General features: G+C 53.7%; 22 protein-coding genes and 1 riboswitch. Of the genes, 5 read left to right on the plus strand and 17 right to left on the minus strand.

Annotation, left to right across the window (positions count from 1 at the left end):
- Nucleotides 1-3 precede the first annotated feature (3 nt).
- Nucleotides 4-903 (minus strand): aldose 1-epimerase, encoded by a 900-nt coding sequence (locus J1784_RS13505; RefSeq protein WP_217149649.1) that lies wholly within the window; start codon nucleotides 901-903, stop codon nucleotides 4-6.
- Between the two features lie 18 nt (nucleotides 904-921).
- On the minus strand, nucleotides 922-4,176 hold the full coding sequence (locus tag J1784_RS13510; protein WP_217149650.1) for a DUF5107 domain-containing protein: 3,255 nt from the start codon (nucleotides 4,174-4,176) through the stop codon (nucleotides 922-924).
- Nucleotides 4,177-4,285: 109 nt separating this feature from the next.
- Here J1784_RS13510 and J1784_RS13515 point away from each other — a divergent pair, with 109 nt between their 5' ends.
- On the plus strand, nucleotides 4,286-5,473 hold the full coding sequence (locus tag J1784_RS13515; protein ID WP_217149651.1) for an ROK family transcriptional regulator: 1,188 nt from the start codon (nucleotides 4,286-4,288) through the stop codon (nucleotides 5,471-5,473).
- A 99-nt stretch (nucleotides 5,474-5,572) separates the two neighbouring features.
- Entirely contained in the window at nucleotides 5,573-6,082 is a 510-nt protein-coding gene (zur, locus tag J1784_RS13520) for a zinc uptake transcriptional repressor Zur (protein WP_217149652.1), read from the plus strand.
- Nucleotides 6,083-6,238: 156 nt separating this feature from the next.
- Here zur and J1784_RS13525 read toward each other — a convergent pair whose 3' ends face one another.
- The 4 genes from J1784_RS13525 to J1784_RS13540 all read right to left on the minus strand — a co-directional run bounded on the left by J1784_RS13525 (nucleotide 6,239) and on the right by J1784_RS13540 (nucleotide 9,385).
- Nucleotides 6,239-6,448 carry a CsbD family protein gene (locus tag J1784_RS13525; RefSeq protein ID WP_112287077.1) on the minus strand — a complete coding sequence of 70 codons (210 nt, stop codon included), beginning with the start codon at nucleotides 6,446-6,448 and terminating at the stop codon, nucleotides 6,239-6,241.
- Between the two features lie 191 nt (nucleotides 6,449-6,639).
- On the minus strand, nucleotides 6,640-8,004 hold the full coding sequence (gene dinF, locus J1784_RS13530; protein ID WP_217149653.1) for an MATE family efflux transporter DinF: 1,365 nt from the start codon (nucleotides 8,002-8,004) through the stop codon (nucleotides 6,640-6,642).
- A gap of 284 nt (nucleotides 8,005-8,288) precedes the next feature.
- Nucleotides 8,289-8,897 (minus strand): transcriptional repressor LexA, encoded by a 609-nt coding sequence (gene lexA, locus J1784_RS13535; protein WP_047605531.1) that lies wholly within the window; start codon nucleotides 8,895-8,897, stop codon nucleotides 8,289-8,291.
- A 119-nt stretch (nucleotides 8,898-9,016) separates the two neighbouring features.
- The gene (locus J1784_RS13540; RefSeq protein WP_217149654.1) at nucleotides 9,017-9,385 is read right to left on the minus strand and encodes a diacylglycerol kinase; all 369 of its coding nucleotides are present in this window, start codon (nucleotides 9,383-9,385) and stop codon (nucleotides 9,017-9,019) included.
- Nucleotides 9,386-9,512: 127 nt separating this feature from the next.
- Between J1784_RS13540 and plsB the strand changes: the two genes are divergently transcribed.
- On the plus strand, nucleotides 9,513-11,996 hold the full coding sequence (gene plsB, locus J1784_RS13545; protein WP_217149655.1) for a glycerol-3-phosphate 1-O-acyltransferase PlsB: 2,484 nt from the start codon (nucleotides 9,513-9,515) through the stop codon (nucleotides 11,994-11,996).
- A gap of 119 nt (nucleotides 11,997-12,115) precedes the next feature.
- Here plsB and ubiA read toward each other — a convergent pair whose 3' ends face one another.
- The 4 genes from ubiA to pgi form a co-directional block, all read right to left on the minus strand.
- Nucleotides 12,116-12,982: a 4-hydroxybenzoate octaprenyltransferase gene (gene ubiA / locus J1784_RS13550; RefSeq protein WP_217149684.1), complete on the minus strand. Its 867-nt coding sequence runs from the start codon at nucleotides 12,980-12,982 to the stop codon at nucleotides 12,116-12,118.
- Between the two features lie 44 nt (nucleotides 12,983-13,026).
- On the minus strand, nucleotides 13,027-13,563 hold the full coding sequence (gene ubiC, locus J1784_RS13555) for a chorismate lyase (RefSeq protein ID WP_217149656.1): 537 nt from the start codon (nucleotides 13,561-13,563) through the stop codon (nucleotides 13,027-13,029).
- An 89-nt stretch (nucleotides 13,564-13,652) separates the two neighbouring features.
- Nucleotides 13,653-14,060, minus strand: a complete 408-nt coding sequence (psiE, locus tag J1784_RS13560; RefSeq protein ID WP_095924316.1) for a phosphate-starvation-inducible protein PsiE — start codon at nucleotides 14,058-14,060, stop codon at nucleotides 13,653-13,655.
- A gap of 193 nt (nucleotides 14,061-14,253) precedes the next feature.
- The gene (gene pgi, locus J1784_RS13565) at nucleotides 14,254-15,900 is read right to left on the minus strand and encodes a glucose-6-phosphate isomerase (RefSeq protein ID WP_217149657.1); all 1,647 of its coding nucleotides are present in this window, start codon (nucleotides 15,898-15,900) and stop codon (nucleotides 14,254-14,256) included.
- A gap of 228 nt (nucleotides 15,901-16,128) precedes the next feature.
- Nucleotides 16,129-16,316: riboswitch (Lysine riboswitch) on the plus strand.
- A gap of 109 nt (nucleotides 16,317-16,425) precedes the next feature.
- On the opposite strand from pgi, the gene lysC reads away from it, so the two are divergent.
- Complete coding sequence (gene lysC / locus J1784_RS13570; protein ID WP_217149658.1) at nucleotides 16,426-17,814, plus strand: lysine-sensitive aspartokinase 3; 1,389 nt, start codon at nucleotides 16,426-16,428, stop codon at nucleotides 17,812-17,814.
- A gap of 93 nt (nucleotides 17,815-17,907) precedes the next feature.
- Nucleotides 17,908-18,825 carry a ketopantoate/pantoate/pantothenate transporter PanS gene (panS, locus tag J1784_RS13575; protein ID WP_217149659.1) on the plus strand — a complete coding sequence of 306 codons (918 nt, stop codon included), beginning with the start codon at nucleotides 17,908-17,910 and terminating at the stop codon, nucleotides 18,823-18,825.
- A gap of 64 nt (nucleotides 18,826-18,889) precedes the next feature.
- Here the strand turns inward: panS and J1784_RS13580 are convergent, their stop codons facing one another.
- The 7 genes from J1784_RS13580 to J1784_RS13610 all read right to left on the minus strand — a co-directional run bounded on the left by J1784_RS13580 (nucleotide 18,890) and on the right by J1784_RS13610 (nucleotide 25,817).
- On the minus strand, nucleotides 18,890-20,542 hold the full coding sequence (locus J1784_RS13580) for a Na/Pi cotransporter family protein (protein ID WP_217149660.1): 1,653 nt from the start codon (nucleotides 20,540-20,542) through the stop codon (nucleotides 18,890-18,892).
- A gap of 15 nt (nucleotides 20,543-20,557) precedes the next feature.
- Nucleotides 20,558-21,214 carry an HAD family hydrolase gene (locus J1784_RS13585; protein WP_217149661.1) on the minus strand — a complete coding sequence of 219 codons (657 nt, stop codon included), beginning with the start codon at nucleotides 21,212-21,214 and terminating at the stop codon, nucleotides 20,558-20,560.
- Entirely contained in the window at nucleotides 21,211-22,203 is a 993-nt protein-coding gene (locus tag J1784_RS13590; protein WP_217149662.1) for an ABC transporter ATP-binding protein, read from the minus strand. The genes J1784_RS13585 and J1784_RS13590 overlap by 4 nt, the downstream gene beginning before the upstream one ends.
- Before the next feature lie 2 nt (nucleotides 22,204-22,205).
- On the minus strand, nucleotides 22,206-22,991 hold the full coding sequence (locus J1784_RS13595) for an ABC transporter permease (protein ID WP_217149663.1): 786 nt from the start codon (nucleotides 22,989-22,991) through the stop codon (nucleotides 22,206-22,208).
- A gap of 22 nt (nucleotides 22,992-23,013) precedes the next feature.
- On the minus strand, nucleotides 23,014-23,856 hold the full coding sequence (locus J1784_RS13600; protein WP_217149664.1) for an ABC transporter permease: 843 nt from the start codon (nucleotides 23,854-23,856) through the stop codon (nucleotides 23,014-23,016).
- A gap of 26 nt (nucleotides 23,857-23,882) precedes the next feature.
- Nucleotides 23,883-24,680, minus strand: a complete 798-nt coding sequence (locus tag J1784_RS13605) for an alkaline phosphatase family protein (RefSeq protein ID WP_217149665.1) — start codon at nucleotides 24,678-24,680, stop codon at nucleotides 23,883-23,885.
- Nucleotides 24,681-24,758: 78 nt separating this feature from the next.
- A complete protein-coding gene (locus J1784_RS13610; RefSeq protein ID WP_217149666.1) occupies nucleotides 24,759-25,817 on the minus strand; it encodes an ABC transporter substrate-binding protein in 1,059 nt (352 codons plus the stop codon).
- Nucleotides 25,818-25,895 lie beyond the last annotated feature (78 nt).

The raw sequence follows: 25,895 nt of genomic DNA on the forward strand, positions 1-25,895 counted from the left end.
TCCTCATTCCGGGATGTTAATCGTCGCGCTGTGCAGCGACATTTGCTGTGTCAGGGATTCGCCGGGAGATAACACCCGCAGCGAGCCCCCATGCGGCAAATGGTGATCATTTGGCGCATGGGTCATGGGTTCAAAGCAGAAGAAATCATGCTGACAGCCTGCATCGAAACGGCTGTCGGATATAAACAGGAAAAATACCGGACATTCCGGAGATGTGGTCAGCGAAAGCTTATGTCCGGCTCCCGGCCATACAATCTCAGCCTTGCCATCCCCGCCGGAAAAACCGTTATTCACCCAGTGACGGGGAAGCGGCTGAGGCGTATTGAAATCCAGACCGGCAGGCAGTGCGTGATGATGTTTTCCCGCCAGCCACTGCGCGTCCTCCTGCCAGTAACCGGACGCCTTTGCCTGAAGACGAGTAGTTTCGCTGAGCGGGAAAAACGGATGCCATCCCAGCCCGAAAGGCAGGGATTCAGTCCCCTGATTGGTGATACATAAGCTGATATCCAGCCGGTCATCATGCAGAGAAAAATGCTGCTCCGCGCAATAGCAGTAACTGTCGCTGCGATGCGTAAAGGCCAGCGTCAGCGCATCTTCATTCTGGAAAGTGCATTGCCAGTTTCCCAGCCAGCCATCGCCATGCAGATAATGCGCGTCCCCGGTGTTGGGCGGCAGTGTATAATGACGCCCTTTAAAATAAAAATCATTGCCTTTCAGACGGTTACCAAAGGGAAGAAGAGGAAAACAAGCCGACTCTGCGGCGGGTGTTTCCTCACTCAATACTGACGGGCGCAGCAGGTGAACATTGCCGTCCGCCCGCTTTGCCAGCAGTTGCAGGATAGTGCCGCCGCAAGGCGACACTGTCAGTGCAAGATGATGATTATCGAGAGAATACAGCGGCATTGTTCTCTTCTCCTTCATTCAGCAATCCGGCAACTGCAAGAAGAGATACGCTTTGGCACAGGAAGGGTCCAGCGCGAAGATTTGCTGTAACACATCGGCAAAGGCCTCGTCTCCCAGACCACGCAGGGCCAGCGCTTTTACCAGCAGACAGTGAATGCGATGCTCTTTCTGACGGTCGCCGGTCAGCACGACTAAATCCGGCAATGACACCGCGAAGAAATCAGCCTGCACAGGCTGGTCCGCTGCGCTCTCCGCCCATTCCAGCATTTGTCGGAAGACCTGACGGCTTTGCGCCACATCGTTAAGTTTGCGCAGCGCCATGCCCTGATAGAACAAATAATCTACCGGCTGATCGTTGTAATAGCGGCGCTCACCAATCCCTTTATCACCCGCCGCTGCGCGCTCAAACCACGCCTGTGCCTGTTTATGCTGCTGAAGTTTTTGCGCACAAATACCCAGCCAGAAGCAGATATCGTTATCGGTTTGCCCGACCAGCCGCCCTTCGCTGAGGTTTTGCGGATATTCCAGCGCGGATAACAGCTGCGCCTGCGCGGCAATCACATCCCCGGCACTGAGATATTCAAACGCCTGCAGTTGCTTGTTCAGCAGATACTGACCGGTGATACGCCCTTCACCGCCTTCCCACGGATGAAATTTCCGGTCAGCCAGCAGCGCCCTTGCTGCCTGTAACTGCCCGCACTGGTTATACAAACTGAGTAATTCAGCAGTCAGGTCGTCACGCTGTGTGGCGACGGGCAGCACTTTCTCCAGCCGAGCCAGACGGATTTGCGGGGCTACGCCGGTCAGACGATTAAGCAGGTCGGATTCAAATAACAGCCGCGCATCCTGTGGCTGTAAACGGCATGCCTCTTCCAGACAGCGGCGCGCTTCGGCACCATCCTGCTTCTGGTTCCACGCATTAATTCCCAGACCGCGCCATGCATCCGCAAAGTCCGGTTCCAGTTCCAGACAACGCTGCCAGCGGGCGACCGCCGACTGTGTATTGCCTTTGCTGTAATGAAAAGACGCCAGTAAATGCAGGGCAAATGCGTCATCCGGGAAAGCCGCAAGCATGCGAACTTCCGCCAGCCATTGCGGGAAACGGACATGCTGCGGGAAGGCATTTCGTGCAGCCAGACATAACGCCTCACGCCCTTCTTTTTGAAGGGAAGCCTGCAAATACAGCGGCAAGGTTTCCCGACTTTTCAGCACGTTCAGCGCTTCCAGTGCCAGCGCATCTAGCCCGCAACCGGTCAGCTGACCAGCAATATTCATGGCACTTTCGCCACGCTGTCTGGTGACATCCCGCAGTTGCGCGGCCGATTTCACATCAGGCGAAAGGTGATAACGCAGGAAGTGCAGAAGGTAATGCAGCGGGTAAAGTGTTAAATGTGCTTCGATATAGGTCCGGGCGTCCTGGCTCATCAGGCACAGCAACGTGGCTTTCAGGCCGATCAGGCCGTAATGGTTCGCCTGCGTTGCCAGCCCCTGCTCGCAGAAACTCAGTGCCTGCGGATACTGTTTACGGCGTGTAGCTATCTTTGCCAGCCCGAAATAGCCACCGGATTTGGCATTACCGCTCCACACGGCGCGGTAATAACTGTCAAAAGCCACGTCAAAATCACCGGTCTCCTCAAGTGCATTTGCACGAACAAGACTCGCCAGCCCGCATTGCGGATTCTTATTCAGCCGGTGTGCCCGGCTCAGCGCCGTATCAGCAAAAGCCAGCGCCTGAGTGAAATTCGCCTGATTGTAACTGAGCGTGGCCAGCGCCAGATTGCAGCGATAATCCAGCGCGTCCAGTTCCACACCACGCCGGTAATAATTCACCGCTCCCTGACTGGCATGGTTGTATTGCTCAAGATGCTGTCCGATAAACCAGGCTTCATCCGCAGAAGTGATGTCCTGCGCCGGCAATGGCGCGCTGGCAGGCGACGGCAACGGCGTCTCGCTGGCCTGATGCTCCAGATAAGACAACAGCTCATTACCCTGATCATCGCGCAAACGAAGCCGCAGGCGTGACGGGAATTCACCGCTCAGTTCGCCCTGAAGCACATCGCCCGGCTGCAAAGTGATGTCCTTTTCCAGCAAAATTTGCGTGCCATCCTCAGAAGCAATCTCAATCCGCGCGGCAATTAACGGGCTGACGGCATAGACGCCCCACGTCAGTTTTTGCCCGTGACGTTCAAGTTTGATCACCGCCTGCTCAGAGGCGTTCTGCACCGTGCCCAGACAGCTGTAAGGCAGGAAGTTTTGCACGAAACACTTCTCCTCGTAAGCATCCAGCCAGGTGAAATCCGGCTGATTATCGGTAAATACGCCGGTCATCAGCTCAATATAAGGCCCGTTGTTATCGGTCAGATTGCGATCCCATGCACGACCAAAATCGCAGTTGCCCCACGTCCACTGCTTTTTGCCCGGCGACACATGATGGTCGGCGATATGCAGTAATCCGCCCTGCTGGTCGTGGTCATAGGCGCCCACGAAGTCATAGTCAGATTTGTCGGCCATGTAGGACGTCGGAACGGGAATATTTTTGTAGCGCGAGATATCCACGCCCGCTGAATAATCCACTTTGTAGTAGGTGCCGGTCGCCATCGGGAAGGAAGATACATCGCGTTTACCGTGATCGAAAACGGCGGTGACATCTGGCGGGAATACACTCTGATGCCCGTCTCCGCCAGTGACTGCCGGGTTAGCCCACCACAGGAAATGGCGTGGCGTCGGGTTGCCGTTGTAAATTTTGGCGCTGATTTCCAGCAGCGCTTTGTCTGGATAGAGGGTAAAACCGGTCATTACCTGCAAACCGCGCATCGGTTCCACTTCGCCCATCCACACGGTTTGCGCGCCGTTATCCTGTGCCTGAAGAGTGAAATCCACCGGCATAAAAGTGGTCGGACGGTGATGCTGCGGCCAGTTAAATTCGATACCGCCTGAAATCCACGGCCCGAGTAAACCGACCAGCGCGGGTTTCACCACTTCGTTGTAATAGACAAAATCTCGCTGTTTTATTTTGTCCCAGGCACGATGGACCCGACCGCCCAGCTCCGGTAACAGCATGATTTTAATAAAATCATTTTCCAGATATAACGCCTGATAGGTTTTCATGACCTTTTCACCGGTCAGCGTATCTGTCACGCCGTACGGGTAGACCGCACCGGAAGATCCCTGATAAACCCGGTGTGCCAGAAACATCGGGTGTGTGTCCTGCTTTCCTGTCAGCCAGGTCGGGAGTTCGACCGCTTCCTGCCAGACTTTTACCGCTGCGCTCATGATTTTCCCTCAGTACGCCGGACCGAAATATCAATTTCGAGATTCTACGCAGCGTACTGACACGGTGAATTTGCTACGGTCACGCAATTCAGTAAACAGGGTTTAGTAAATGTCGGTAACCGGATTGAATAACCTGCGGCTACGTCAGTTCAATAAACAGGTACTGATGACGCTGCTGTATCGCGAGAAAAAAGCCAGTAAATCCACGCTGGCCCGGATTTCCCGTCTGTCGATCCCGGCCATCAGCAAGATCCTCGACGATCTGCAAAGCGAAGAGTTGATCACGCACAGCCCGGTCAATTTACATTCGCGCGGGCTGGGCGGCGGCAGTTATCAGATAGCCACCGATGGCAGCGCCGTGCTGTGCCTGAACATCACGCCTTACCGCATCGAAAGCATTCTGGTCAGCAGGCTTATTTTGCCGCTGAGTGACTATCAGATGACGGAGATTTCAGTCAGAACGCCGGATGCGCTGCTGGCACAAATCGAAGTCTGTTTTCATCAGTACAAGAAAAACTATCCCGGTATGAAAATCCGGCTGGCATTGGCGATCCACGGGCAGGTTAATCCGACCACTGGCGTGTCACAGCGGATGCCACAAGCGCCCTGGACCGGCGAAATTGAGATTAAGTATCTGCTGGAACAAAAGCTGCAAACTGACATCCTGATGGACAATGATTGCATCATGCTGGCGCTGGCGGAGAAATGGCAAAATGCTAATAATCATCAGGATTTCTGCGTGATTAATGTTGATTACGGCATCGGATCTTCCTTCGTAATCAATCAGCAAATTTATCGCGGTAATCTGTTCGGTAGCGGACAAATCGGCCATACCATCATTGATCCCCACGGCGACCGGTGCGCCTGCGGGCGATATGGTTGCCTGGAAACGCTGGCGTCATTGTCGGCATTAAAGAAAAAAGCCCGTCAGCTTGAGCCTGCGGATCCGGCAAGACGAAGGCCTTCAACGCAGGAACTGATCGACCGCTATCACCGGGGTGAAAGTGCCATTTGTGAGCAGGTTATGCAAGGTGCCCGCGCGCTGGGGCTGAGTCTGTATAACTTCCTCAACATACTGAATATAAACCACATTTATCTTTATGGTCGCAGTTGTGGTTTTGGCGATGCATGGCTGAAAACCGTCTGCGGACAAAGCGGTCTCAATCCGTTTGACCGTACTGATCACGTTAAAACTCAGGCAACACATATTGCGCCGGGAACGCTGAGCCGGGAGCAGCAGATTATGGGCATCGGATATTTGTATGTGGAAAAAGCGCTGGACGCGATGGCGGGATGAATGGCGCATAATTCGTCGTTTTAGCCCAAGCGTGATAAAATCAACAATGGTCGCATGATGTGGCCTACCGATCCCAATCTGCGCTCAGAGAACGTTGCTATGACCCTGAATAATCCGGAAAAATTACTTTCGCAAGCCGAAGAACTTTGCCAGCAGCGCAATGTTCGTCTTACGCCGCAGCGGCTGGAAGTACTGCGCCTGATGACGCAACAACCCGGTGCGATCAGCGCCTATGACTTGCTTGATCTGCTACGTGTCAGCGAACCTCAGGCAAAGCCTCCGACCGTTTACCGCGCACTGGATTTTCTGCTCGAACAAGGGTTTATCCATCGGGTGGAATCTGCTAACAGCTACGTGCTTTGCCATCATTTCGAAGAACCGAGCCACACATCAGCGCTATTTATCTGCGACCGCTGCGGGCTGGTGACGGAAAAAACCACTGACGGTATCGAAGAACGTCTGGAGAAACTGGCGGCGGAATCGGGCTTTGAGCTTCGCCATTCAGTGGTGGAAGCCCACGGTTTGTGCGGGGAATGTAAAGTCGTTGAAACCTGTGACAGCCATGATCACTGTGATCATGACCACAGTATTGTGGTGAAAAAACGCTGAGGGATTGAGTGTTTTGGTGGGGGATTGTTGAAGCTAAGACATAATGAAGTGAAGACATAAAGTTGGGTACATCCGTGTACCCGTATCCTGAAGCGTTCCGGGCAGGAGCAGCTAAATCTCAGGATACGTCACTGACACGCGAGGGGGAGTCGCGTATTACCAGTGATATTTGTTGCTGGTTTCCCATTCCTTGAGCTCTTTCTCGGCCTGATCTTTCTGATAGCCGTAACGCTCCTGAATTTTACCAACCAACTGATCACGTTTACCTTCAACCACTGTCAGGTCGTCATCTGTCAGTTTGCCCCATTTTTCTTTCACTTTCCCTTTGAACTGCTTCCAGTTACCGTCGGCTTGGTCCTTATTCATAAAATATCTCCTGTTACCTTGGGTTTATGGAGCTGCGTTTTGCTCTGGCAGCTCGTCCTTAGCACTTCTAAGGTTAGTAGAGAATCTGGATTAATCCTCCTCTGATAGCGATTAAAACCACTATTAGGATTAATCCAAAGCAGAAAATAACGGCAACAGAAGATTTATCTCTTTGATAAAACACTGCGAAATCAGTGTCCGGGAGAAGAAAACCAGCTATCACGCTGCCAGTAACGACGCCATATCCAGCCCAATGAAATCCCACGCAATCCGAGGAAAACGGTCAGCGCCAGCCACAACGCGTGGTTTCCAAGCGCCGGCAAGGTCAGAAGCGTCAGCCCGTATCCGAGCGCAGCGACCACCATACTGTTACGCATATCACGCCCGCGCGTTGCGCCGATAAACATGCCGTCGAGCAGATAACACCAGACCGCCACCAGCGGAAGTACAATCTGCCAGCCAAGATAATGATCCGCCAGCTCACGCAATTCGGGGAGTGACGTCAGCGCATTTATAATCGTCTCGCCTGATATGGCGTAAATCAGCGCAAAGGCCAGTGCCACCAGCCCGGCCTGACGGCACGCGGCATGCCACACGTTCAGTAATTTTTCGCGATTACGCGCACCAAACGCCTCACCGGAATGGGCTTCAATGGCATAAGCAAAGCCATCGAGCGCGAACGCGGTAAAGGTCAACAGATTCATCAGCACGGCGTTGACCGCCACAATGTGGCTGCCGAGCCGCGCGCCCAGTACGGTCAGCGAGGCAAAGCAAAGCTGCAGCAGCAATGAACGCAGCATGATGTCGCGGTTAAGCCCGAGCAAACGGCGCAGATTACCCCGCCACGCAGAGGTGATTTCTGCGCCGGTGATACCGCGTCGTTTCATCACACGCCAGACAAAATACAGCCCGATGAACAGCGTGAAATACTCCGAACTGGCCGTGGCTATCGCTGCACCGCGCACGTTCAGCCCCAGCCCCATCACCAGCCAGATATCCAGAATAATATTCAGCAAGTTTCCGGCAATCAGCAAAATCACCGGCCCGCGAATATATTGAATACCCAGCAGCCAGCCGAGGATCACCAGATTCGCCAGCGAGGCAGGCGCACTGAACCAGCGGATTTCTATAAAAAGCCTCGCCTGTACAAGCACCGACTGACTGCCTCCGACGACATGAAATGCCAGTTCCATCAGCGGATGGCGAAACAATAAGATGATGAAACCCGCCAGCACCGCCAGCAAAAAGGGCTGCACAAAAGCACGTGCCAGCAGCTGATTATCTTTCGCGCCCAGCGCCTGGGCGGTCATGCCGGTAGTGCTCATGCGCAGAAACAGCAGCATCATGAAGAGGAAAGTGGTGATCATCGAACCGACCGCCACGCCACCGAGATAATCCGCGCTGTCGAGATGACCGATCACTGCCGTATCTACCAGGCCGAGAAGTGGCACCGTGATATTTGAAAATATCATCGGTAACGCCAGCGTCCAGAGTGCTTTATCGGCAGGACTTAAAAAGGTGTTTTTGAATGCTTGTCGCAGGGAATGATGTTGCATAGAGAATCTCATGCCGGAGGTTCAGGTTATGCCTGGAAATGACATCGCCCCGAAAGGGGCGACGATGAGAGAAACGCATTTCTCTTTGAATTCACATGGATGCCAGGGCGGCCGCCATCCATATTCAATATGTCTTTGGTCTTCGAAATCTGACTCAGTAATATCTGACCGAGTAATTCGAGTTGCAGGAAGGCGGCAAGTAGGAGAATCCCGATGAGCTGACAAGAGTCACTGATTCGGGTGAACGCACGCAGCCAACGCATTTGCAGCTCGAAGTACGAAGGTCAAATCCAGTCGCCGTTGCGGATGACGCCTACCGCCAGCCCTTCAATGCTGAAATTCTGCTCGCGCAAATCCACCACGATTGGCTGGAATTCGCTGTTCTCAGGCAATAACTGCACCACGCTGCCCTGTTTTTTCAGGCGTTTCACGGTGACTTCGTCATCGATGCGGGCCACGACAACCTGTCCATTACGCACGTCCTGCGTTTTATGCACGGCCAGCAAATCGCCGTCGAGAATACCGATGTCACGCATCGACATACCGCTGACGCGCAGCAGGAAATCGGCGCTCGGTTTGAACATCGCCGGGTCAACCTGGTAATGCCCTTCGATATGTTGCTGAGCCAGCAGCGGTTCACCGGCGGCAACGCGGCCAATCAGCGGTAAACCTTCTTCTTCTTCCATCAGCAGACGGATACCACGAGATGCACCGGAGACAATCTCGATAACGCCTTTACGTGCCAGCGCTTTCAGGTGTTCTTCCGCCGCATTGGGAGAACGAAAACCCAGACGCGATGCAATCTCTGCGCGGGTCGGTGGCATACCGGTGGTGGAGATATGATCGCGAATAAGGTCATAGACCTCTTGTTGTCTGGTCGTTAAAGCTTTCATTCCGCCCCCTGGTTGTTTATACAGTCTTGCTGTGAGTATATACAGCTAAACGGTCAATGAAAACCTAAGATTGAATAAAAACAGGGCATAACGGTGATTCCTGGAATACAGATTCCAGATCAGAACCATCGCGGCCAAAAGATACTGACCCAGACAAAAATCGCCAATATGATGGTCAGAAGTACGGCAGCAGAGCCGATATCTTTTGCGCGTCCAGAAAGCACGTGAAACTCTGAACCGATACGGTCAATCGCGCACTCCACCGCACTGTTGAGCAGCTCAGTGACGCAGACCAGCACGACGGAGCCTACCAGCAGAATGCGTTCAACTGTGCTGACATCAAGCCAGAAAGATAACAAAATTAGCGGGATAGCTACGCTGGCTTCCTGACGAAAAGCCGCTTCGTTTTGCCATGCAGCTTTCAGTCCTTTCCAGGAATATCCGGCCGCTTTATAAATTCGGGTAAATCCAGTGACTTGATTCGCCATTTCGGGTACTGATCCTTAGAGTGTTTGCAGCATTTTAGCTGTTATATGGTATTGCATCACCACAGATCTCATCTGAGCTTTCTGGTATCCTTGCGGCGAAATTGCTAACAAGAGGCTTCACGTTTTTATGTCAGGTTGGCGTAGACTTTATTATACATTATTGAATTTACCACTCTCATTGCTGGTAAAGAGCAAGGTCATACCTTCAGATCCGGTTACCGAGTTGCATTTAGACCCGACGCGGCCGATTTTGTACGTGTTACCTTATAATTCCAAGGCGGATTTGCTGACATTGCGTGCGCAATGTCTGGCACAGAATCTGCCCGATCCCCTTATTCCGCTGGAAATTGACGGAACCCTGCTGCCAAGCCATGTTTTCATCGCTGAAGGCCCGCGCGTATTCTCGTATTACACGCCGAAGCAGGAATCCGTAAAACTGTTCCACGACTATCTGGATTTACACCGTAACAATCCGGATTTAGACATTCAGATGCTGCCGGTTTCCGTGATGTTTGGCCGTGCGCCGGGCCGTGAAGGTCAGGATGATACGCCGCATTTGCGCGTGCTGAACGGCATTCAGAAATTCTTCGCCGTGCTGTGGCTCGGCCGTGACAGTTTTGTCCGGTTCTCCAATACCGTTTCCCTGCGTTATATGGCGACGGAGCACGGCACCGACAAAACTATCGCTCAGAAACTGGCCCGCGTGGCGCGTATGCATTTCTCCCGTCAGCGTCTTGCGGCAGTCGGCCCGCGTCTTCCGGCTCGTCAGGATTTATTCAATAAATTGCTGGCTTCCAAAGCCATCGAAAAAGCGATTGAAGACGAAGCCCGCAGTAAGAAAATTTCCCACGAAAAAGCCCAGCAGAACGCTATCGCACTGATGGAAGAAATCGCGGCGAACTTCTCTTATGAAGCCGTACGTCTTTCAGACCGCGTGCTGAGCTGGACGTGGAACCGCTTATATAAAGGCATCAACGTCAACAATGCTGAGCGCGTTCGTCAGCTGGCGCTGGATGGTCAGGAAATTGTGTATGTGCCCTGCCACCGCAGCCACATGGACTACCTGCTGCTGTCTTATGTGCTCTATCATCAGGGGCTGGTGCCACCGCACATCGCTGCCGGTATCAACCTGAACTTCTGGCCAGCTGGCCCGATTTTCCGCCGTCTGGGTGCGTTCTTCATCCGTCGTACCTTTAAAGGCAACAAACTCTATTCCACCGTTTTCCGCGAATATCTGGGCGAATTGTTCAGTCGCGGTTATTCGGTCGAATACTTTGTCGAAGGTGGCCGTTCACGCACCGGCCGTCTGCTGGAACCGAAAACCGGTACGCTGGCGATGACCATTCAGGCCATGCTGCGCGGGGGTTCACGTCCGATTACGCTAGTGCCGATTTACATCGGTTATGAGCACGTGATGGAAGTGGGTACTTACGCGAAAGAGTTACGCGGGGCGACCAAAGAGAAAGAAAGCCTGACACAGATGCTGAACGGGCTGCGCAAATTGCGCAACCTCGGTCAGGGGTATGTGAACTTCGGTGAGCCGCTGCATCTGACCACTTATCTGAACCAGAACGTCCCGACCTGGCGTGAAGCAATCGACCCGATTGAAGCGCAACGTCCAAGCTGGCTGACGCCAACGGTGCAGGATCTGGCTGAGCAGATCATGGTGCGTATCAACAACTCAGCGGCAGCCAATGCCATGAACCTGTGTTGTACCGCGCTGCTGGCATCGCGTCAGCGCTCGCTGACCCGCGAACAGCTGACCGAGCAAATAGACTGCTATCTGCAATTGCTGCGTAACGTACCGTATAACGCGGACTCGACCGTGCCTGATCTGACCGCCGATCAGCTGCTCGATCACGCCCTGAACATGAATAAGTTCCAGGTCGAGAAAGACAACATCGGTGACATCATCGTTCTGCCGCGCGAGCAGGCTGTTCTGATGACGTATTACCGTAACAACATCCATCATATGCTGGTGTTGCCGTCGCTGATTTCAAGCATTGTGATGCATCACCGTCAGGTCACCCGCGCCGAATTACTGCGTCAGGTCGAGCTAATTTATCCGATGCTCAAAGCTGAACTGTTTATGCACTTTGATAAATCAGCGCTGCCGCAGGTGCTGGATGTCCTGACGCTGGAACTGGCGCGTCAGCAAATCATTCATCTGGAAGACGATGAACTGACGCTGAACCCGGCGCGTATCCGCACGTTGCAACTGCTGGCCGCAGGTGTGCGTGAAACACTGCAACGCTACGCGATTACCTTCTCGCTGCTCACCAATAATCCAAGCATCAACCGTGGTGCGCTGGAAAAAGAGAGCCGGATTATGGCGCAGCGTTTGTCCGTATTGCACGGTATCAATGCACCTGAGTTCTTCGATAAAGCGGTGTTCTCCACGCTGGTCGGCACGTTACGCGCCGAGGGCTATATCAGTGACAGCGGTGATGCTATTCAGGAACAAACGCGTGAGATTTACATCATGCTCAGCGATTTGATGACGCCGGATATCAAGCTCACCATTGAAAGTGCGGGAATGCCTTCTGAGCTACCGCAACCGACAGAACCGCCGGCTGAGCCGAAGATGGATGTGCGCGATACCGACCATTAACTGGCTTTAGTTGCGTCAGCCATAAAGTTGCGCCAGCCAGCAGACGGCAAAAACAAAACGCCCGGACTTCTTACAGAGTCCGGGCGTTTTTTATGGGCGCTGAATCAGTGCGGAAACACTTACAACGTGATGGCTGAAAGGCTCATCAAAATGCCGAGGAACAGAACCAGCCCGACATAGTTGTTCTGACGAAAAGCGAGGAAACAGGCATCGCGCTCGCGCTTAGCAATCAGCTTTTGCTGATGCACAAACAGTGCGGCAGCCAGCAGCAGCGAGCAGTAGAACGGCGCGCCAAGTTGCGACAGATGGCCGACAATACCCATCAGCACTAACGTCGCCAGTTGCAACAGGCCGATAATCAGCGTGTCAAAACGGCCGAAAAGAATCGCTGTGGATTTCACACCGATTTTCAAATCGTCGTCACGATCGACCATCGCATATTGCGTGTCATACGCCACCGTCCAGCAGATATTGGCGGCAAACATCAGCCAGCAGCTGAGCGGTACGCTTTCGCTGACCGCCGCGTAAGCCATCGGAATGGCCCAGCCAAATGCCGCACCTAATACAACCTGTGGCAGATGGCTGACCCGTTTCATAAACGGATAAATCCACGCCAGCGCCAGCCCGGCCAGAGACAGCAAAATCGTCATGCGGTTGAGCAACAGAACCAGCAGGAAGGACACCAGCACCAGCCCGACGAAAAGCATTTTCGCCTGCTTACCGGAAATGGCACCGCTCGGCAGCGGGCGATTGGCAGTGCGTTTCACATGACCATCAAATTTACGATCGGCGTAGTCGTTCACCACACAACCGGCAGCACGCATAAAGAATACGCCCAGCACGAAAACCAGCAAAATCTTTGCCGAAGGCAGTCCGCCACCGGCTACCCACAATGCCCATAATGTTGGCCACAACAGCAACAGTGAACCGATAGGCTTATCAATACGCATCAGGCGGCAGTAATCACGCCATGTGCCCTGAGTCATACTTCCCGACACTCTCTGTTCTCCTTGTTGATTCGTCTGACTCATTATTGCCCCACCTCATTTTGCGGGCGATGCAACGGCGAGTCCGGGAGGAAAACTTCAGTCAGCAGCAGTGGTTTATCAGACAACCGCAGGCGGGATCGACGCGCCCATAAGTCACCCTGTTCACTTTGCAATTGTCCCAAATGAATGTAATCGCGGGTCAGATTATTGCCGCTAAAAAGATAGCGCCCAAGCGGGACTGTGCCTAAATCAACCAGCGCCAGATCCGGCCCCGTCAGTGTTTCTTCAGGAATGACCGTGCGGCCCAGCAGCCAGGGTTCGGCATCCCCAAACAGCACGATTTCGCGGATCCAGTAACGGGCACTTTCCGGCAACTGCTGCGCTTCACTTTCACCCAGTTCATCGCGGCTGACAAAACATTCATTTTGCGGCTTCACGGTGACGGTAACACCCTGCTTTTCAAAGCGGCGCGTCATGGATCCCATTTCCATCAGCCAGTCAGCCACATCCGCAGGCACATGCGAAGGATCGTCAAACCAGTAGATCGGGGATTGTTCAGGGGAATGGGAATCAGACATCAACGGCTCCGTAATGAAGGTATTCATACCTCCAATGAATTATCTGACCCGCATTCTAGCGCATGAATGCGGGTCAGTAATGGCCTGTTTTATTCGCGGCGCAGACGTTCGCCGTTAGCAAGGAACAGCGTCACGACCAGCACGAGGATGGCGCAGGCGTAAACCAGTGTGTCATAAGGACTTTTGTGGTCGACGATAATCAGACGGATAATCGCGGTAATACCGATGTAAATAAAATAGCGCAATGGGAAGTGATATCCCGAGGAGAAATATTTAATAATCAGCGCGATAAATTCGAAATAGAGGAAGTAAATCACAATCCCCTCTATCAGCAAATACGACGAAGACTGGTCGTTATTTACGAACAACACCATGGCCAAATGATAGGTTTCGCGTCCGATAAAAATCATCAGGATCGCGGCCAGCCCTAATAAGAAAACGTTCAAGATTCGCTGCATAATGACGGATATCATCATTGCGCGTTTTGATCCTGCCATGTGATCTACATCCCATTTTTGTTATGAATACCCGCAGAATACCACAGAGTCAGCACCGGCAAAGCGCCATTAAAAAAGGGCCTACCGGTGAAGGCAGACCCTTTTATTTTGACGTATAAAAACCTGAATACCCTAAATCATTCGTGCTGGATCAACACAGCCAATACCGGGGCAGCGCGAAGGATGACGGGTATTAGCGCCAGTTTTTGAAACGATTGATCAAACCGTTAGTCGAGCTGTCGTGGCCGGTAACATCTTTGTCGCCTTCCAGCTCTGGCAGGATACGGTTTGCCAGCTGTTTGCCCAGTTCCACACCCCATTGGTCGAAGGTGTAGATGTTCAGGATTGCGCCCTGAGTAAAGATTTTATGCTCGTACATCGCGATCAACGCACCCAGGCTGTAAGGCGTGATTTCACGCAGCAGGATGGAGTTGGTCGGACGGTTACCTTCGAACACTTTGAACGGAGCAACGTGTTTCACGTCTTCCGGTTTTTTACCCTGATCGGCGAATTCTTTCTCGACGACATCAAGAGATTTACCGAATGCCAACGCTTCTGTCTGTGCGAAGAAGTTAGACAGCAGTTTCGCATGGTGATCGCTCAGCGGGTTATGGCTTATAGCGGGTGCGATAAAGTCACAAGGGATGATTTTGGTGCCCTGGTGAATCAGCTGGTAGAACGCGTGCTGACCATTGGTACCCGGCTCGCCCCAGATGATCGGGCCAGTCTGGTAGTCCACAGGATTGCCGTTACGGTCAACGAACTTACCGTTAGATTCCATGTTGCCTTGCTGGAAGTAAGCAGCAAAACGGTGCATGTACTGGTCGTAGGGCAGGATAGCTTCGGTTTCGGTGCCGTAGAAATCGTTGTACCAGATACCGATCAGCGCCAGCAGAACCGGCAGGTTTTTCTCAGCCGGCGTATTGGCGAAGTGTTTATCCATCGCGTGAGCGCCGCTCAGCAGTTGTTCGAAATTATCGAAACCAACAGACAAGGCGATAGACAGACCGATTGCAGACCACAGTGAATAACGGCCGCCGACCCAGTCCCAGAATTCGAACATGTTGTCGGTGTCGATACCAAACTCACTCACCGCTTTGCCGTTGGTAGACAGCGCCGCGAAGTGTTTCGCCACGTGTTTGTCGTCGCCTGCGGTTTTCAGGAACCAGTCACGCGCGCTGTGGGCGTTGGTCATGGTTTCTTGCGTGGTGAAGGTTTTTGACGCCACCAGGAACAGGGTGGTTTCCGGAGACAAGTCTTTCAGCGTTTCGGCGATGTGCGTGCCATCCACGTTGGAGACGAAATGCATATTCAGGTGGTTTTTGTACGGACGCAGCGCTTCGGTGACCATGAACGGGCCGAGGTCTGAACCGCCGATACCGATGTTCACCACGTCAGTGATAGCCTTACCGGTATAACCTTTCCACTCGCCGCCGATAACGCGTTCGGTGAAGCCTTTGATTTTCGCCAGAACCGCATTCACTTCCGGCATCACATCTTTGCCGTCGACGACGATTGGCGTGTTGCTGCGATTACGCAGGGCAACGTGCAGCACGGCACGGTCTTCTGTGCGGTTGATCTTCTCGCCAGAGAACATCGATTTGATTGCGCCCTGAAGGTCGGTCTCTTTCGCCAGCGCCTGCAGTTTATCCAGCGTCTCGGTAGTGATACGGTTTTTGGAGAAATCGACCAGCATCTGGTCTTCAAACGTGGCAGAGAACTTGGAGAAACGATCACCATCTTCAGCAAACAGATGGCTAATCTGCACATCTTTCATCTTGTCGAAATGCTGCTGCAGGGCTTGCCAGGCAGCGGTCTGAGTTGGATTGATATTTTTCATAGCAATGCTCTTAGGCTGAGAATAAATATGAGGTAACTGTCCCGATTGTATCCTGAACTTCCCGAGATGAGATGCCTTTTCTTGCGATAGGTCAGATCTGCTAAATCACAATGACAGAGAACAATATTAGATGAGAATCGTTCAAAATGTGGCGCATGGGCCGAGAGACCGTTGACAGACGCGCCATAACCCGTTATTCCTAAGCACCTAACTCGCGCGCGTGTCGCGTGAGCCAGAAGAGGCGCGTCGCCCAGGAAGTGTATCGGAGGAGCCGAATCCTACGAAGGTACATCAGGGGGAGCGACGCCGAGGTCTGAAGCCCGCGGCAGGCATATGATCGACTACAGGGGCTGAATCCCCTGGGTTGTCACCGGGCATCCGAGAGGATGTCGACAAGGTGGGGCGCTTCTGGGTGTATCGTAGCATTTCTACGTCTGCCCCCTTCCCGCTCTCCCCTTGTGCCAATTCTTAAAGTTTATGGAATAGATGGCCGTCTGGTATGACGACCCTGACACGAGGTTTTACATGAATTACGCAGCATCCCGCAACGCCAACCCGCAGCCTCTGGGCAACGTTATCGTCGCCAAATTCGGCGGTACCAGCGTAGCGGATTTCGACGCTATGAATCGCAGTGCAGATATCGTTCTGTCGCGCCCTGAAGTGCGTCTGGTTGTTCTCTCCGCCTCTGCGGGCGTCACCAATTTATTAGTCGAGCTGGCCGAAGGCAAAGAAGCTGAGCGCCGGGCGTTCCTGCTTGATGAAATTCGCCGTATCCAGAATGCCATTATTGACCGACTGGACAATCCGACGGTGATCCGCGAAGAGCTGGGCCGCATGCTGGAAAACATCGCCATGCTGTCTGAAGCCGCCAGCCTCGCGACATCAACGGCGCTGACCGACGAACTGGTCAGCCACGGCGAGCTGATGTCCACCCTGCTGTTTGTTGAAATCATCCGCCAGCGCAACGTGCCGGTGGAATGGTTCGACGTGCGTAAAATCATGCGCACCAACGATCGTTTCGGTCGTGCAGAACCGGACACGCAGGCCCTGAGCGAGCTCACCGTTTCGCAGCTGCAACCGCGCCTGCAGGACGCGCTGGTGATCACCCAAGGCTTTATCGGCTCCGAAAGCAAAGGCCGCACCACCACGCTGGGCCGTGGCGGCAGCGATTATACAGCGGCCTTGCTGGGCGAAGCGCTGAGCGCTGTGCGTGTGGATATCTGGACCGACGTACCGGGAATTTACACCACCGACCCGCGCCTGGTTCCGGCAGCAAAACGCATTGATCGTATCGCTTTTGAAGAAGCCGCTGAAATGGCGACATTTGGCGCGAAAGTGCTGCACCCGGCTACGTTACTGCCTGCGGTACGCCGCGGTATTCCGGTGTTTGTCGGCTCGAGCAAGGATCCGTCGGGCGGCGGCACGTTAGTGTGCGATACCACCGATAATCCGCCGCTGTTCCGCGCGATTGCCCTGCGTCGCAGACAAACGCTGGTCACGCTGCACAGCCTGAGCATGTTGCATTCACGCGGTTTCCTCGCCGAAGTGTTTGGCATTCTGGCGCGTCACAGCATTTCCGTGGATCTCATCACCACTTCAGAAGTCAGCGTTGCGCTGACGCTGGATACCACCGGTTCCACCTCTTCCGATGCGAGTCTGCTGACCACTTCGCTGCTGACAGAATTATCCTCACTGTGCCGCGTGGAAGTGGAAGAAAATCTCGCGCTGGTCGCCATCATCGGCAACAAATTGTCGCAGGCCTGTGGCGTCGGCAAAGAAGTCTTCGGCGTGCTGGATCCGTTCAATATCCGCATGATTTGCTACGGCGCAAGCAGCTACAACCTGTGCTTCCTGGTGCCGGGCAACGATGCCGATCAGGTCGTTAAAACTCTACACCGCAACCTATTCGAATAACGACGGGCGCGGTATCTGAGAAGACCGGGCCATGTGCCCGGTCTTTTTTTGTCTGTACCTTTTGCAAAACAACAAAGACAAGGATCATCCTCAATGTTAGCCAAAATAACCCGCCTGTTCCCGCTGTGGGCCGTGCTGTTATCCGTCGCGGCCTATTATTCGCCCGGCACGTTCACCCCGATCGGCCCGTACGTTTCCACCCTGCTGATGCTGATTATGTTCGCGATGGGCGTCACCCTCGAATTCGGTGATTTCAAGCGCGTTCTGTCGCGTCCGGGCCCGGTCGCCGCCGCCACTTTCCTGCATTATCTGGTGATGCCGCTGGCAGCCTGGGTGCTGGCAAAACTCTTCCATATGCCTGCGGATTTATCGGCGGGTATGATTTTAGTGGGCAGCGTCGCCAGCGGCACTGCATCTAACGTCATGATTTATCTTGCCAAAGGTGACGTCGCGCTTTCCGTGACGATTTCTGCCGTTTCCACGCTGGTCGGCGTTTTCGCCACGCCGTTGCTGACGCGTCTTTATGTCGATACGCACATCAAAGTGGATGTCGAAGGCATGTTGCTGAGCATTTTGCAGATCGTGGTTATCCCGATTCTGGCCGGTCTGATTATTCATCATTTGTTCACCAAAACCGTAAAACGCATCGAACCGCTGCTGCCGCTTTTCTCGATGGTGTGCATCGTGGCGATAATCAGCGCCGTGGTAGCGGGCAGCCAGGGCTTTATTGGTTCTGTCGGCCTTATCGTGATTGTGGCGGTTATTCTGCACAACGGCATTGGCCTGCTGAGCGGTTACTGGGGCGGGAAGTTGTTTGGCTTTGATGAAACCACCTGTCGCACGCTGGCGATGGAAGTGGGTATGCAGAACTCCGGTTTAGCCGCGACGCTCGGAAAAATCTATTTCACCCCGCTGGCCGCGTTGCCGGGGGCACTGTTCTCCGTCTGGCATAATCTGTCAGGATCGTTGCTGGCCGGTTACTGGTCAGGTAAACCGGTTAAAAAAGACTGATTCTGAGACAGTCAAAACGTGAAATAAAAAACGGGCGCATCCTCAGCGCCCGTTTTTATTCGTATTACACCCGTTGTACGTCGTCATTCGGTTCGCGCTGTTCATCTTCCTGCTCATCCTGATCCAGCACGTTATACGCCACCGCACAAAACAGAGAGTTCAGACGCTTCATGTCACCCAGCAACCCGAGGTGCAGCGAACTGGTTTCGATGCTCTGCACGTTATGCTGATGCAAACGGTCAACATGGGCGTGCGCATAACGCCGGTCAAGAATACGGAAACGATGTTTGGAACGGCGCAAACGCCTTGCGCTGGTCAGGTCGTTCGACAGGAATACGCCCAGACTCAGACGCAAATTATCCAGCAATTTCTCATGCAGAGCTTCAAGCTCCACTAACCCTTCCGGCGAAAATGCACGGCGCGTGGCGTGAGATTTCGCCGTGATATCCCCGGTCATGCGCTCGATAATGTCACCGGCCTGTTCCAGGTTCAGCGCCATCTCAATGATTTCAGCCCAACGGCGCGAATCATCTTCACCCAGACCTTCTTTATTAATTTGTGCCAGATACAGTTTGATGGCGGTGTACAGCACATCCACGTCGTCATCGAGACGCCGTACTTCGCGATCTTGTGCCAGTTTCCCGTGCATCACTTCGCGGTTGAGGATCAGCATATGTTCCACCACGTCGCCCATACGCAGGGTTTCACGGGCGGCATTGGAAAGCGCCAGCGTCGGTGTATCAATGGCACTGACGTCCAGATGGCGCGGACGCAGACGCGGATCGTCTTCCGGCACATCGGCAATCATCAGCTGGCAAATCTTCGCCATCGGCGCGGTCAGCGGCACCATCGCCAGACAGCGGATCAGGTTGTAGAACATATGAAAATAAATGACCAGTTCTTCATCCGGGATGCCCAGACGCGCCAGTTGCGTGGAAAGCGGCCCGACAAACGGCAGCACAATCACTAAACCAATCAGTTTGAACAGCGTACTGCCCAGCGCCACGCGCCGGCCTGCCGCATTCATTTTGCTGGCGTTGATCATCGCCAGCAGCCCGCTGCCGAGGTTCGCGCCAATCACCAGGCATAAGGAGACTTTGAGCGAGATAACGCCGGTCGCCGCAAGCGTTGCGGTCAGCAAAACCGCTGCCAGACTGGAATAACTGATGATGGCAAACACTGCGCCGGTCAGCGCATCGAGCAACACATCGCCGGTCAGAGAAGAGAATAAAACCTTCACGCCGGAGGCCTGCATAATCGGCGTCGCAGCGCCCACAATCAGTTCCAGCGCCAGTAAAATCAGACCCAGCCCGATACAGACGCGCCCCATTTGTCCGGCACGGGTTTGCTTACGGCTGAGGAAGAAGGCCACGCCGACAAAAATCAGCAGCGGGGAAAGCCAGGAGAGATCGAACGTCAGGATACGCGCCATCACGGCGGTCCCGACGTCAGCGCCGAGAATAATCACCAGCGCCGGTGCCAGCGCAACCAGTCCTTGCGAGACGAAGGACGTGACCAGCAGCGCCGTCGCGTTACTGCTTTGTACCAGTGCGGTCACGCCAATACCGGCGACGAACGCCAGCGGTTTTTTCTCAACACTGTTACTCAGAACACGGCGCAGATTGGCGCCAAAAACGCGCATGATGCCGGTACGCACGATGTGCGTACCCCATACGAGCAAAGAAATAGCAGACAACAGATGCAAAAGGGTTAACACGAAAAAACAGCTCCATTAACGCCAGGCATAGACCGGCCATCCTGCCTGCCGGGCGTGCTGGAGCAGGATGGCGTCCGGATTCACCGCCACCGGCTGACCGACACGGGTCAGTAAGGGCAGATCATTATGGGAATCCGAATAGAAACTGGCTTGTTGCAGCAGGGAATCGTCCTGATTGATGAGTTCCAGTAAGCGCGACACTTTGCCTTCGCGATACGTCATCGTCCCCTGCGTGGCGCCGGTAAAGCGCCCTTCTTTAATTTCCACACCAATCGCCAGCGTTTCCTCAACACCGAGGAAGCGGGCAATCGGCCGCACCAGATGCTCGCCGGATGCGGAAATAATCACCGTCCGGTCGCCCTGTGCGCGGTGAGCGGCCAGACACTCACGCGCCTGCGCATAAATGCGCGGTGCTATTACATCCTGAATATAATTTGCGACCATTGCCGCAACGTCAGTTTCACTGCGACCGGCAAGTGGCACCAGAGTACACCGCATGTACTCCTGCATATCCATCTTACCCACGGCATATTGTTGCATCAGCGCGGCATCTTGTTGCAGGAAAGCCTGCTCATCCGCCACCCAGCCATTCGCCACCATATAGGCAGACCAGAGACTGGAACAGTCGCCGCTAATCAGGGTTTCATCGAGATCAAACAGCGCCAGTTTCATGCAACTTCCCGTAACGTAACAAGATCTAACTGTAGACCAATATCGCTGCCATCGGCGAGAAGCGAGGCCACAGAACGGTTTAAGACATCCACAGAAAGTTCCACGCCGTGCGCGACAACACGATAACGCACCACGTTGCCAAGCAGGCTGTGGCTGAGAATTTTAGCCGGAATGCCTTCAATCAGCTCGCATATTGTCACCGACTCTGGCCGGATAGCGACGCGCCCCCTGTAAGTCATGCCGGTCAGCGCCATCGCCTGCTCAGAGCTCAGCAGGTTATAGCTGCCGATAAAGCCTGCTGCAAAAGCATCCACCGGTTCAGTATACAGGGTTTCGGCATCGGCATTTTGGACGATTTGTCCTTTGTTCATCAGCACAATCCGGTCTGACATAGTCAGCGCCTCTTCCTGATCGTGAGTGACGAAAATTGCCGTCAGGTTCATTTCGCGCTGAATACGGCGGATTTGTTCGCGCAGATGTTTACGGATACGGGCATCGAGCGCGGAAAGCGGTTCATCGAGCAACAACAGGCGTGGCTGCGTCACCAGTGAACGCGCCAGCGCCACACGCTGACACTGACCACCGGAAAGCTGATGCGGGTAACGTTTGGCGTAATCGTTCATTTCCACCAGTTCCAGCACTTCTCCAACGCGACGATGCAATTCGGAAGCCGGTATCTTTTGCATTTTCAAACCAAACGCGACGTTGGCTTCCACCGTCATATTCGGGAACAACGCGTAGCTCTGGAAGACCATCCCGATCCCGCGCTGCTGTGGTGGTAGCGGCACAATGTCCTGCCCCTGAATCACAATTTTTCCACTGTCGACCGACGTCAGCCCGGCCAGGCAGCGCAGCAGTGTGGATTTTCCGCAGCCGCTCGGCCCTAGCAACGTGACGAATTCGCCCTCTTCTGCCGAGAAATCAATGTTGTTGAAAATCTGCGTCGGACCGTACGACTTGTTGAGTTGAGTGACCTGCAAATACGACATAATCAGCTCTTTCCTTTGTTCAGCATGTTTGCCACCCAGGTGAAAATCAGGACGACCATGAAATAGGAGATGACTAATGCGCTGGTGAAATGGCCGCTGCCATTGCGCATGTTATAGAGATAGACCTGCACCGTTTCATAACGGCTGCCCGCCAGCAGGTTGGCGAACACGAATTCCCCGATGAGGAACGAGAACGACAGCAATACGGCAATCATTCCCCCCTTGCGTAAGTTCGGTAATACCACCAGCAACGCAGCTTTCCAGGTGCTGGCACCGAGCAGGTGCGCAGCATCCATCAGGTCACGAAGATTGATCGCCTGCATGTTGTTGGAAATAGCACGATAGATAAATGGCAATGCGATAGTGAAGTAACAGCCAATCAGGATCCACGGGGTACCGGTCAGCGCCAGCGGCTCAGCGGAATAGAGCTGCATCAGCCCCACCGAAGACACCACCGGCGGCACGGCGAACGGCAGCAGGATCAGGATATTCATCAGTGCGTCGAGCTTCGGGAAATAGTAAGCAATCACAAACATCAGTGGCAGGATCAGTATCAGCGACAGGAAAAGCGTGCCGAAACACACCAGCAGCGAGTGCCAGAGCGCAATCAGGAAGCGCGGATCGCTCCACAGTTCCACCAGCCATTTGAGCGTAAAGCCGCTCGGTAAAATCGTCGCTCCCCATTCCAGCACCAGCGCATACACCAGCGTCGCCAGCAACGGTAACATCAGGACAATCAGTAAAACCCAGCTCACCACACGGTGGTAAATCGCTTCAGAGCGCGACATCTTACGTTCCTTCTTCGGGCAATCAGCTGCGCTGACTGAGATAACTTTTACGCAATAACCACTGATGGACAAGCGTGATAAAGGCCATCAGCACCACCAGTAACATCGCCAGCGCGCTGCCCATATTCGGGTCGAGGGAAATATCCCCCGACACCAGCGCCGCAATGCGCACCGGCACCACGTTGAAATTTCCGGTGGTCAGTGCGTAGACCGTGGCATACGCGCCAAGGGCATTGGCGAGCAAAATCACGAAAGTGCCCAGCAGCGCCGGGAACAGCACAGGAATGCCGATGTAGCGCCAGTAACTCCAGCGACCAGCACCCAGCAATGCAGCCGATTCGCGCCAGTCTTCGCGCAGGGCATCGAACGCCGGATACATCAGCAATACGCCAAGCGGGATCTGAAAATAGGTGTAGAGAACAATCAGCCCGTCTTTCGAATACAGGTCGAAGTGCTCCATCAGCCCATATTTGCGCAGCAGCAACGTCAGACAACCGTTCAGGCCAAGCAGGATGACGAAAGCAAATGCCAGCGGTACGCCAGCGAAGTTGCTGGTCATGTTGGTGAACGACATGACGAAATCATGCAGCTTTGTCGGGCACAGCTGACGAAGTGAGTAACTGCCCACTAACGCGATAAGCAAACCGTATAAACTCGACCAGATCGAAATATCCAGCGAGAAGCGCATGGCCTGCAGATAAAACGGAGAAGTCAGAATGTCACTGTAATTGCCCACCCCCCAGGCTTCGTAGGTTTCGCTGTAAAAACTGCTCACTGCAATCCAGGCCAGCGGCGCCAGCTGAAAAGCGATGAAAAATACCAGAAACGGCAACATAAACAGCGCTGCAATCCACTTAGCTTTCATCGGTGATCCTCTAAAAGTGACCGGATTCAGGCCAGTAATGACGCGCAATGTGGCTTGTCGTGGGCAATATTAAGTATCTGACAAACGGTTCCGCACAGCTCGGTTTGAAGTGGTGCGGCATCTTTTAAACTGAACGCGCTGCCAAATACAAACAGTGGCACCTGACGCTCTTCCGGCAAAATACCGCCGTGGCTGCGGTCATCATTCATGCCGTGGTCGGCGGTCACAATCACCTGATAACCGGCATCGAGCCAGTCGCCAAGATAACGCGAAAGAATGCCGTCCGCTGTCCGCGCTTTATTGCGGTACTGCGGCGAGGACAGGCCAAATTTATGGCCCGCGTCATCGATATTCATCGGGTGGATCAGCAAAAAGTCTGGGGCATGCCGACGGCGCAGGCTTTCCGCATCGTCGAACAAATGCGAGTCAGGGTAACTGTCGTCGTAATAAAAATGACCGTGCTGGATAGCCAGCGATTCATCGCTGGTATGGCGGTCACGCGGCGGGTCAAACGGCGATCGGTTATACAACTCGCTGACCCAATGATAAGCCGCAGCTGCCGTGGTCAGACCGGCGTCCCGGGCATAATGGAAAATACTGCGTTGCGTCGATAACCGGTCAACGTGGTTATGCACAATACCACTCACCACCGGCGTAATGCCGGTGAGAATGCATTCATAAAGCGGCCGGGACAGCGAAGGCAGTTCGCATTCCAGTTGATACAAGCGACCGCGTCCTGCGGCACACTGCGCCTGTAAATATCCCATTGCATCGCGGCCGACCTGATAATTCAGGCCGTCGAGTACTACCAGAATGCTCTTCATTACATGTATGCCTATTTCGTACAGGTGTTTTAAATAAACAATGCTTTCGCTGCCCGGTTTTTCTTATTTTTTAAGCAATTATTGCTGCATGTTGATCATGACGTTTTCCTGCCACAAACGAGGCAAGGTTTTGGCGCTCTTATCCCAGGCAGCCGGATCGGCAATCGGGTGAGCATTTTTGTATTCGCTGGATGGCAGCAGTTTGGCTTTTGCGTCATCTGGCAGAGTGATGTGATCAGCACGGATTGGGCGGGCATAACCCTGCGCTAAGTTAATCTGACCGGCATCGGAGAAGATGTATTCACGAGCCAGTTTGGCGGCGTTCGGGTGTTTGGCAAATTTGTTGATGATGGTGGTATAGCCGGAAGTGATGGAGCCATCAGATGGGATCACCACGTCGAAGCGGGTTTTGTCGATTTTGTCGCGATAGCTCAGACCGTTGAAGTCCCAGACCACGCCAACCTGCACTTCACCTTTTTCCAGAGAAGCGATGACCGGGTTAGTCAGGCTCAGACGCCCTGCTTTCGCCAGTTTGCCGAAATATTCCAGACCTGGTTTCAGATCCTTTTCATTGCCACCCATCGCATACGTTGCCGCCAGCACGCCGTTCGCTGCCTGCGCTGCCGTACTCACATCACCGATGGTCACTTTGTATTTGCTATTCAGCAGATCGGCCCAGCTGTGCGGCTCATCTTTGACCTGGGATTTATCAATGATGAACGCGATAGTGCCGGTATAAGCGAGTGCCCACATACCGTCTTTATCTTTCGCCCAGTCAGGCACCTGATCCCAGGTAGTCGGTTTATACGGCTGAGTAACGCCTTTAGAAACCGCGACCGGACCAAAGGCTGCACCCACATCCCCAATATCAGCACTGGCGTTGTCTTTTTCAGCGAGGAATTTCGCGATTTCCTGCGCGGAACTCATGTCTGTATCGCTGTGTTTCAGGCCGTATTTGGTATTCAGATCATTCCAGGTGGCTTTCCAGTTCGCCCAGTCATCAGGCATACCGACGCTGTTAACGGTCCCTTCGGCTTGCGCCGCTTTGAGGAGTGCAGCTGGAGGTTCAGCGGCAAATGCCGGTGAAGCGGAGAGGACAAGCGCGCTGGTTAACACAGAAGCGAACAACTGTTTCATAACGGATGCTCCGGATGGTAGTGTGTGTGAAGTGCTGGTCTAGTCCAGCAAGAACCAAGCCAATCTAACGCTCAATTG

The organism is Rahnella ecdela, from assembly GCF_019049625.1.
GTDB lineage: Bacteria > Pseudomonadota > Gammaproteobacteria > Enterobacterales > Enterobacteriaceae > Rahnella > Rahnella ecdela.

Bases quoted from the DNA above. Each gene is read 5' to 3' on its own strand.
- J1784_RS13505 (WP_217149649.1), bottom strand. From the start codon at position 903: ATGCCGCTGTATTCTCTCGATAATCATCATCTTGCACTGACAGTGTCG.
- J1784_RS13510 (WP_217149650.1), bottom strand. From the start codon at position 4,176: ATGAGCGCAGCGGTAAAAGTCTGGCAGGAAGCGGTCGAACTCCCGACC.
- J1784_RS13515 (WP_217149651.1), top strand. From the start codon at position 4,286: ATGTCGGTAACCGGATTGAATAACCTGCGGCTACGTCAGTTCAATAAA.
- zur (WP_217149652.1), top strand. From the start codon at position 5,573: ATGACCCTGAATAATCCGGAAAAATTACTTTCGCAAGCCGAAGAACTT.
- J1784_RS13525 (WP_112287077.1), bottom strand. From the start codon at position 6,448: ATGAATAAGGACCAAGCCGACGGTAACTGGAAGCAGTTCAAAGGGAAA.
- dinF (WP_217149653.1), bottom strand. From the start codon at position 8,004: ATGCAACATCATTCCCTGCGACAAGCATTCAAAAACACCTTTTTAAGT.
- lexA (WP_047605531.1), bottom strand. From the start codon at position 8,897: ATGAAAGCTTTAACGACCAGACAACAAGAGGTCTATGACCTTATTCGC.
- J1784_RS13540 (WP_217149654.1), bottom strand. From the start codon at position 9,385: ATGGCGAATCAAGTCACTGGATTTACCCGAATTTATAAAGCGGCCGGA.
- plsB (WP_217149655.1), top strand. From the start codon at position 9,513: ATGTCAGGTTGGCGTAGACTTTATTATACATTATTGAATTTACCACTC.
- ubiA (WP_217149684.1), bottom strand. From the start codon at position 12,982: ATGACTCAGGGCACATGGCGTGATTACTGCCGCCTGATGCGTATTGAT.
- ubiC (WP_217149656.1), bottom strand. From the start codon at position 13,563: ATGTCTGATTCCCATTCCCCTGAACAATCCCCGATCTACTGGTTTGAC.
- psiE (WP_095924316.1), bottom strand. From the start codon at position 14,060: ATGGCAGGATCAAAACGCGCAATGATGATATCCGTCATTATGCAGCGA.
- pgi (WP_217149657.1), bottom strand. From the start codon at position 15,900: ATGAAAAATATCAATCCAACTCAGACCGCTGCCTGGCAAGCCCTGCAG.
- lysC (WP_217149658.1), top strand. From the start codon at position 16,426: ATGAATTACGCAGCATCCCGCAACGCCAACCCGCAGCCTCTGGGCAAC.
- panS (WP_217149659.1), top strand. From the start codon at position 17,908: ATGTTAGCCAAAATAACCCGCCTGTTCCCGCTGTGGGCCGTGCTGTTA.
- J1784_RS13585 (WP_217149661.1), bottom strand. From the start codon at position 21,214: ATGAAACTGGCGCTGTTTGATCTCGATGAAACCCTGATTAGCGGCGAC.
- J1784_RS13590 (WP_217149662.1), bottom strand. From the start codon at position 22,203: ATGTCGTATTTGCAGGTCACTCAACTCAACAAGTCGTACGGTCCGACG.
- J1784_RS13595 (WP_217149663.1), bottom strand. From the start codon at position 22,991: ATGTCGCGCTCTGAAGCGATTTACCACCGTGTGGTGAGCTGGGTTTTA.
- J1784_RS13600 (WP_217149664.1), bottom strand. From the start codon at position 23,856: ATGAAAGCTAAGTGGATTGCAGCGCTGTTTATGTTGCCGTTTCTGGTA.
- J1784_RS13605 (WP_217149665.1), bottom strand. From the start codon at position 24,680: ATGAAGAGCATTCTGGTAGTACTCGACGGCCTGAATTATCAGGTCGGC.
- J1784_RS13610 (WP_217149666.1), bottom strand. From the start codon at position 25,817: ATGAAACAGTTGTTCGCTTCTGTGTTAACCAGCGCGCTTGTCCTCTCC.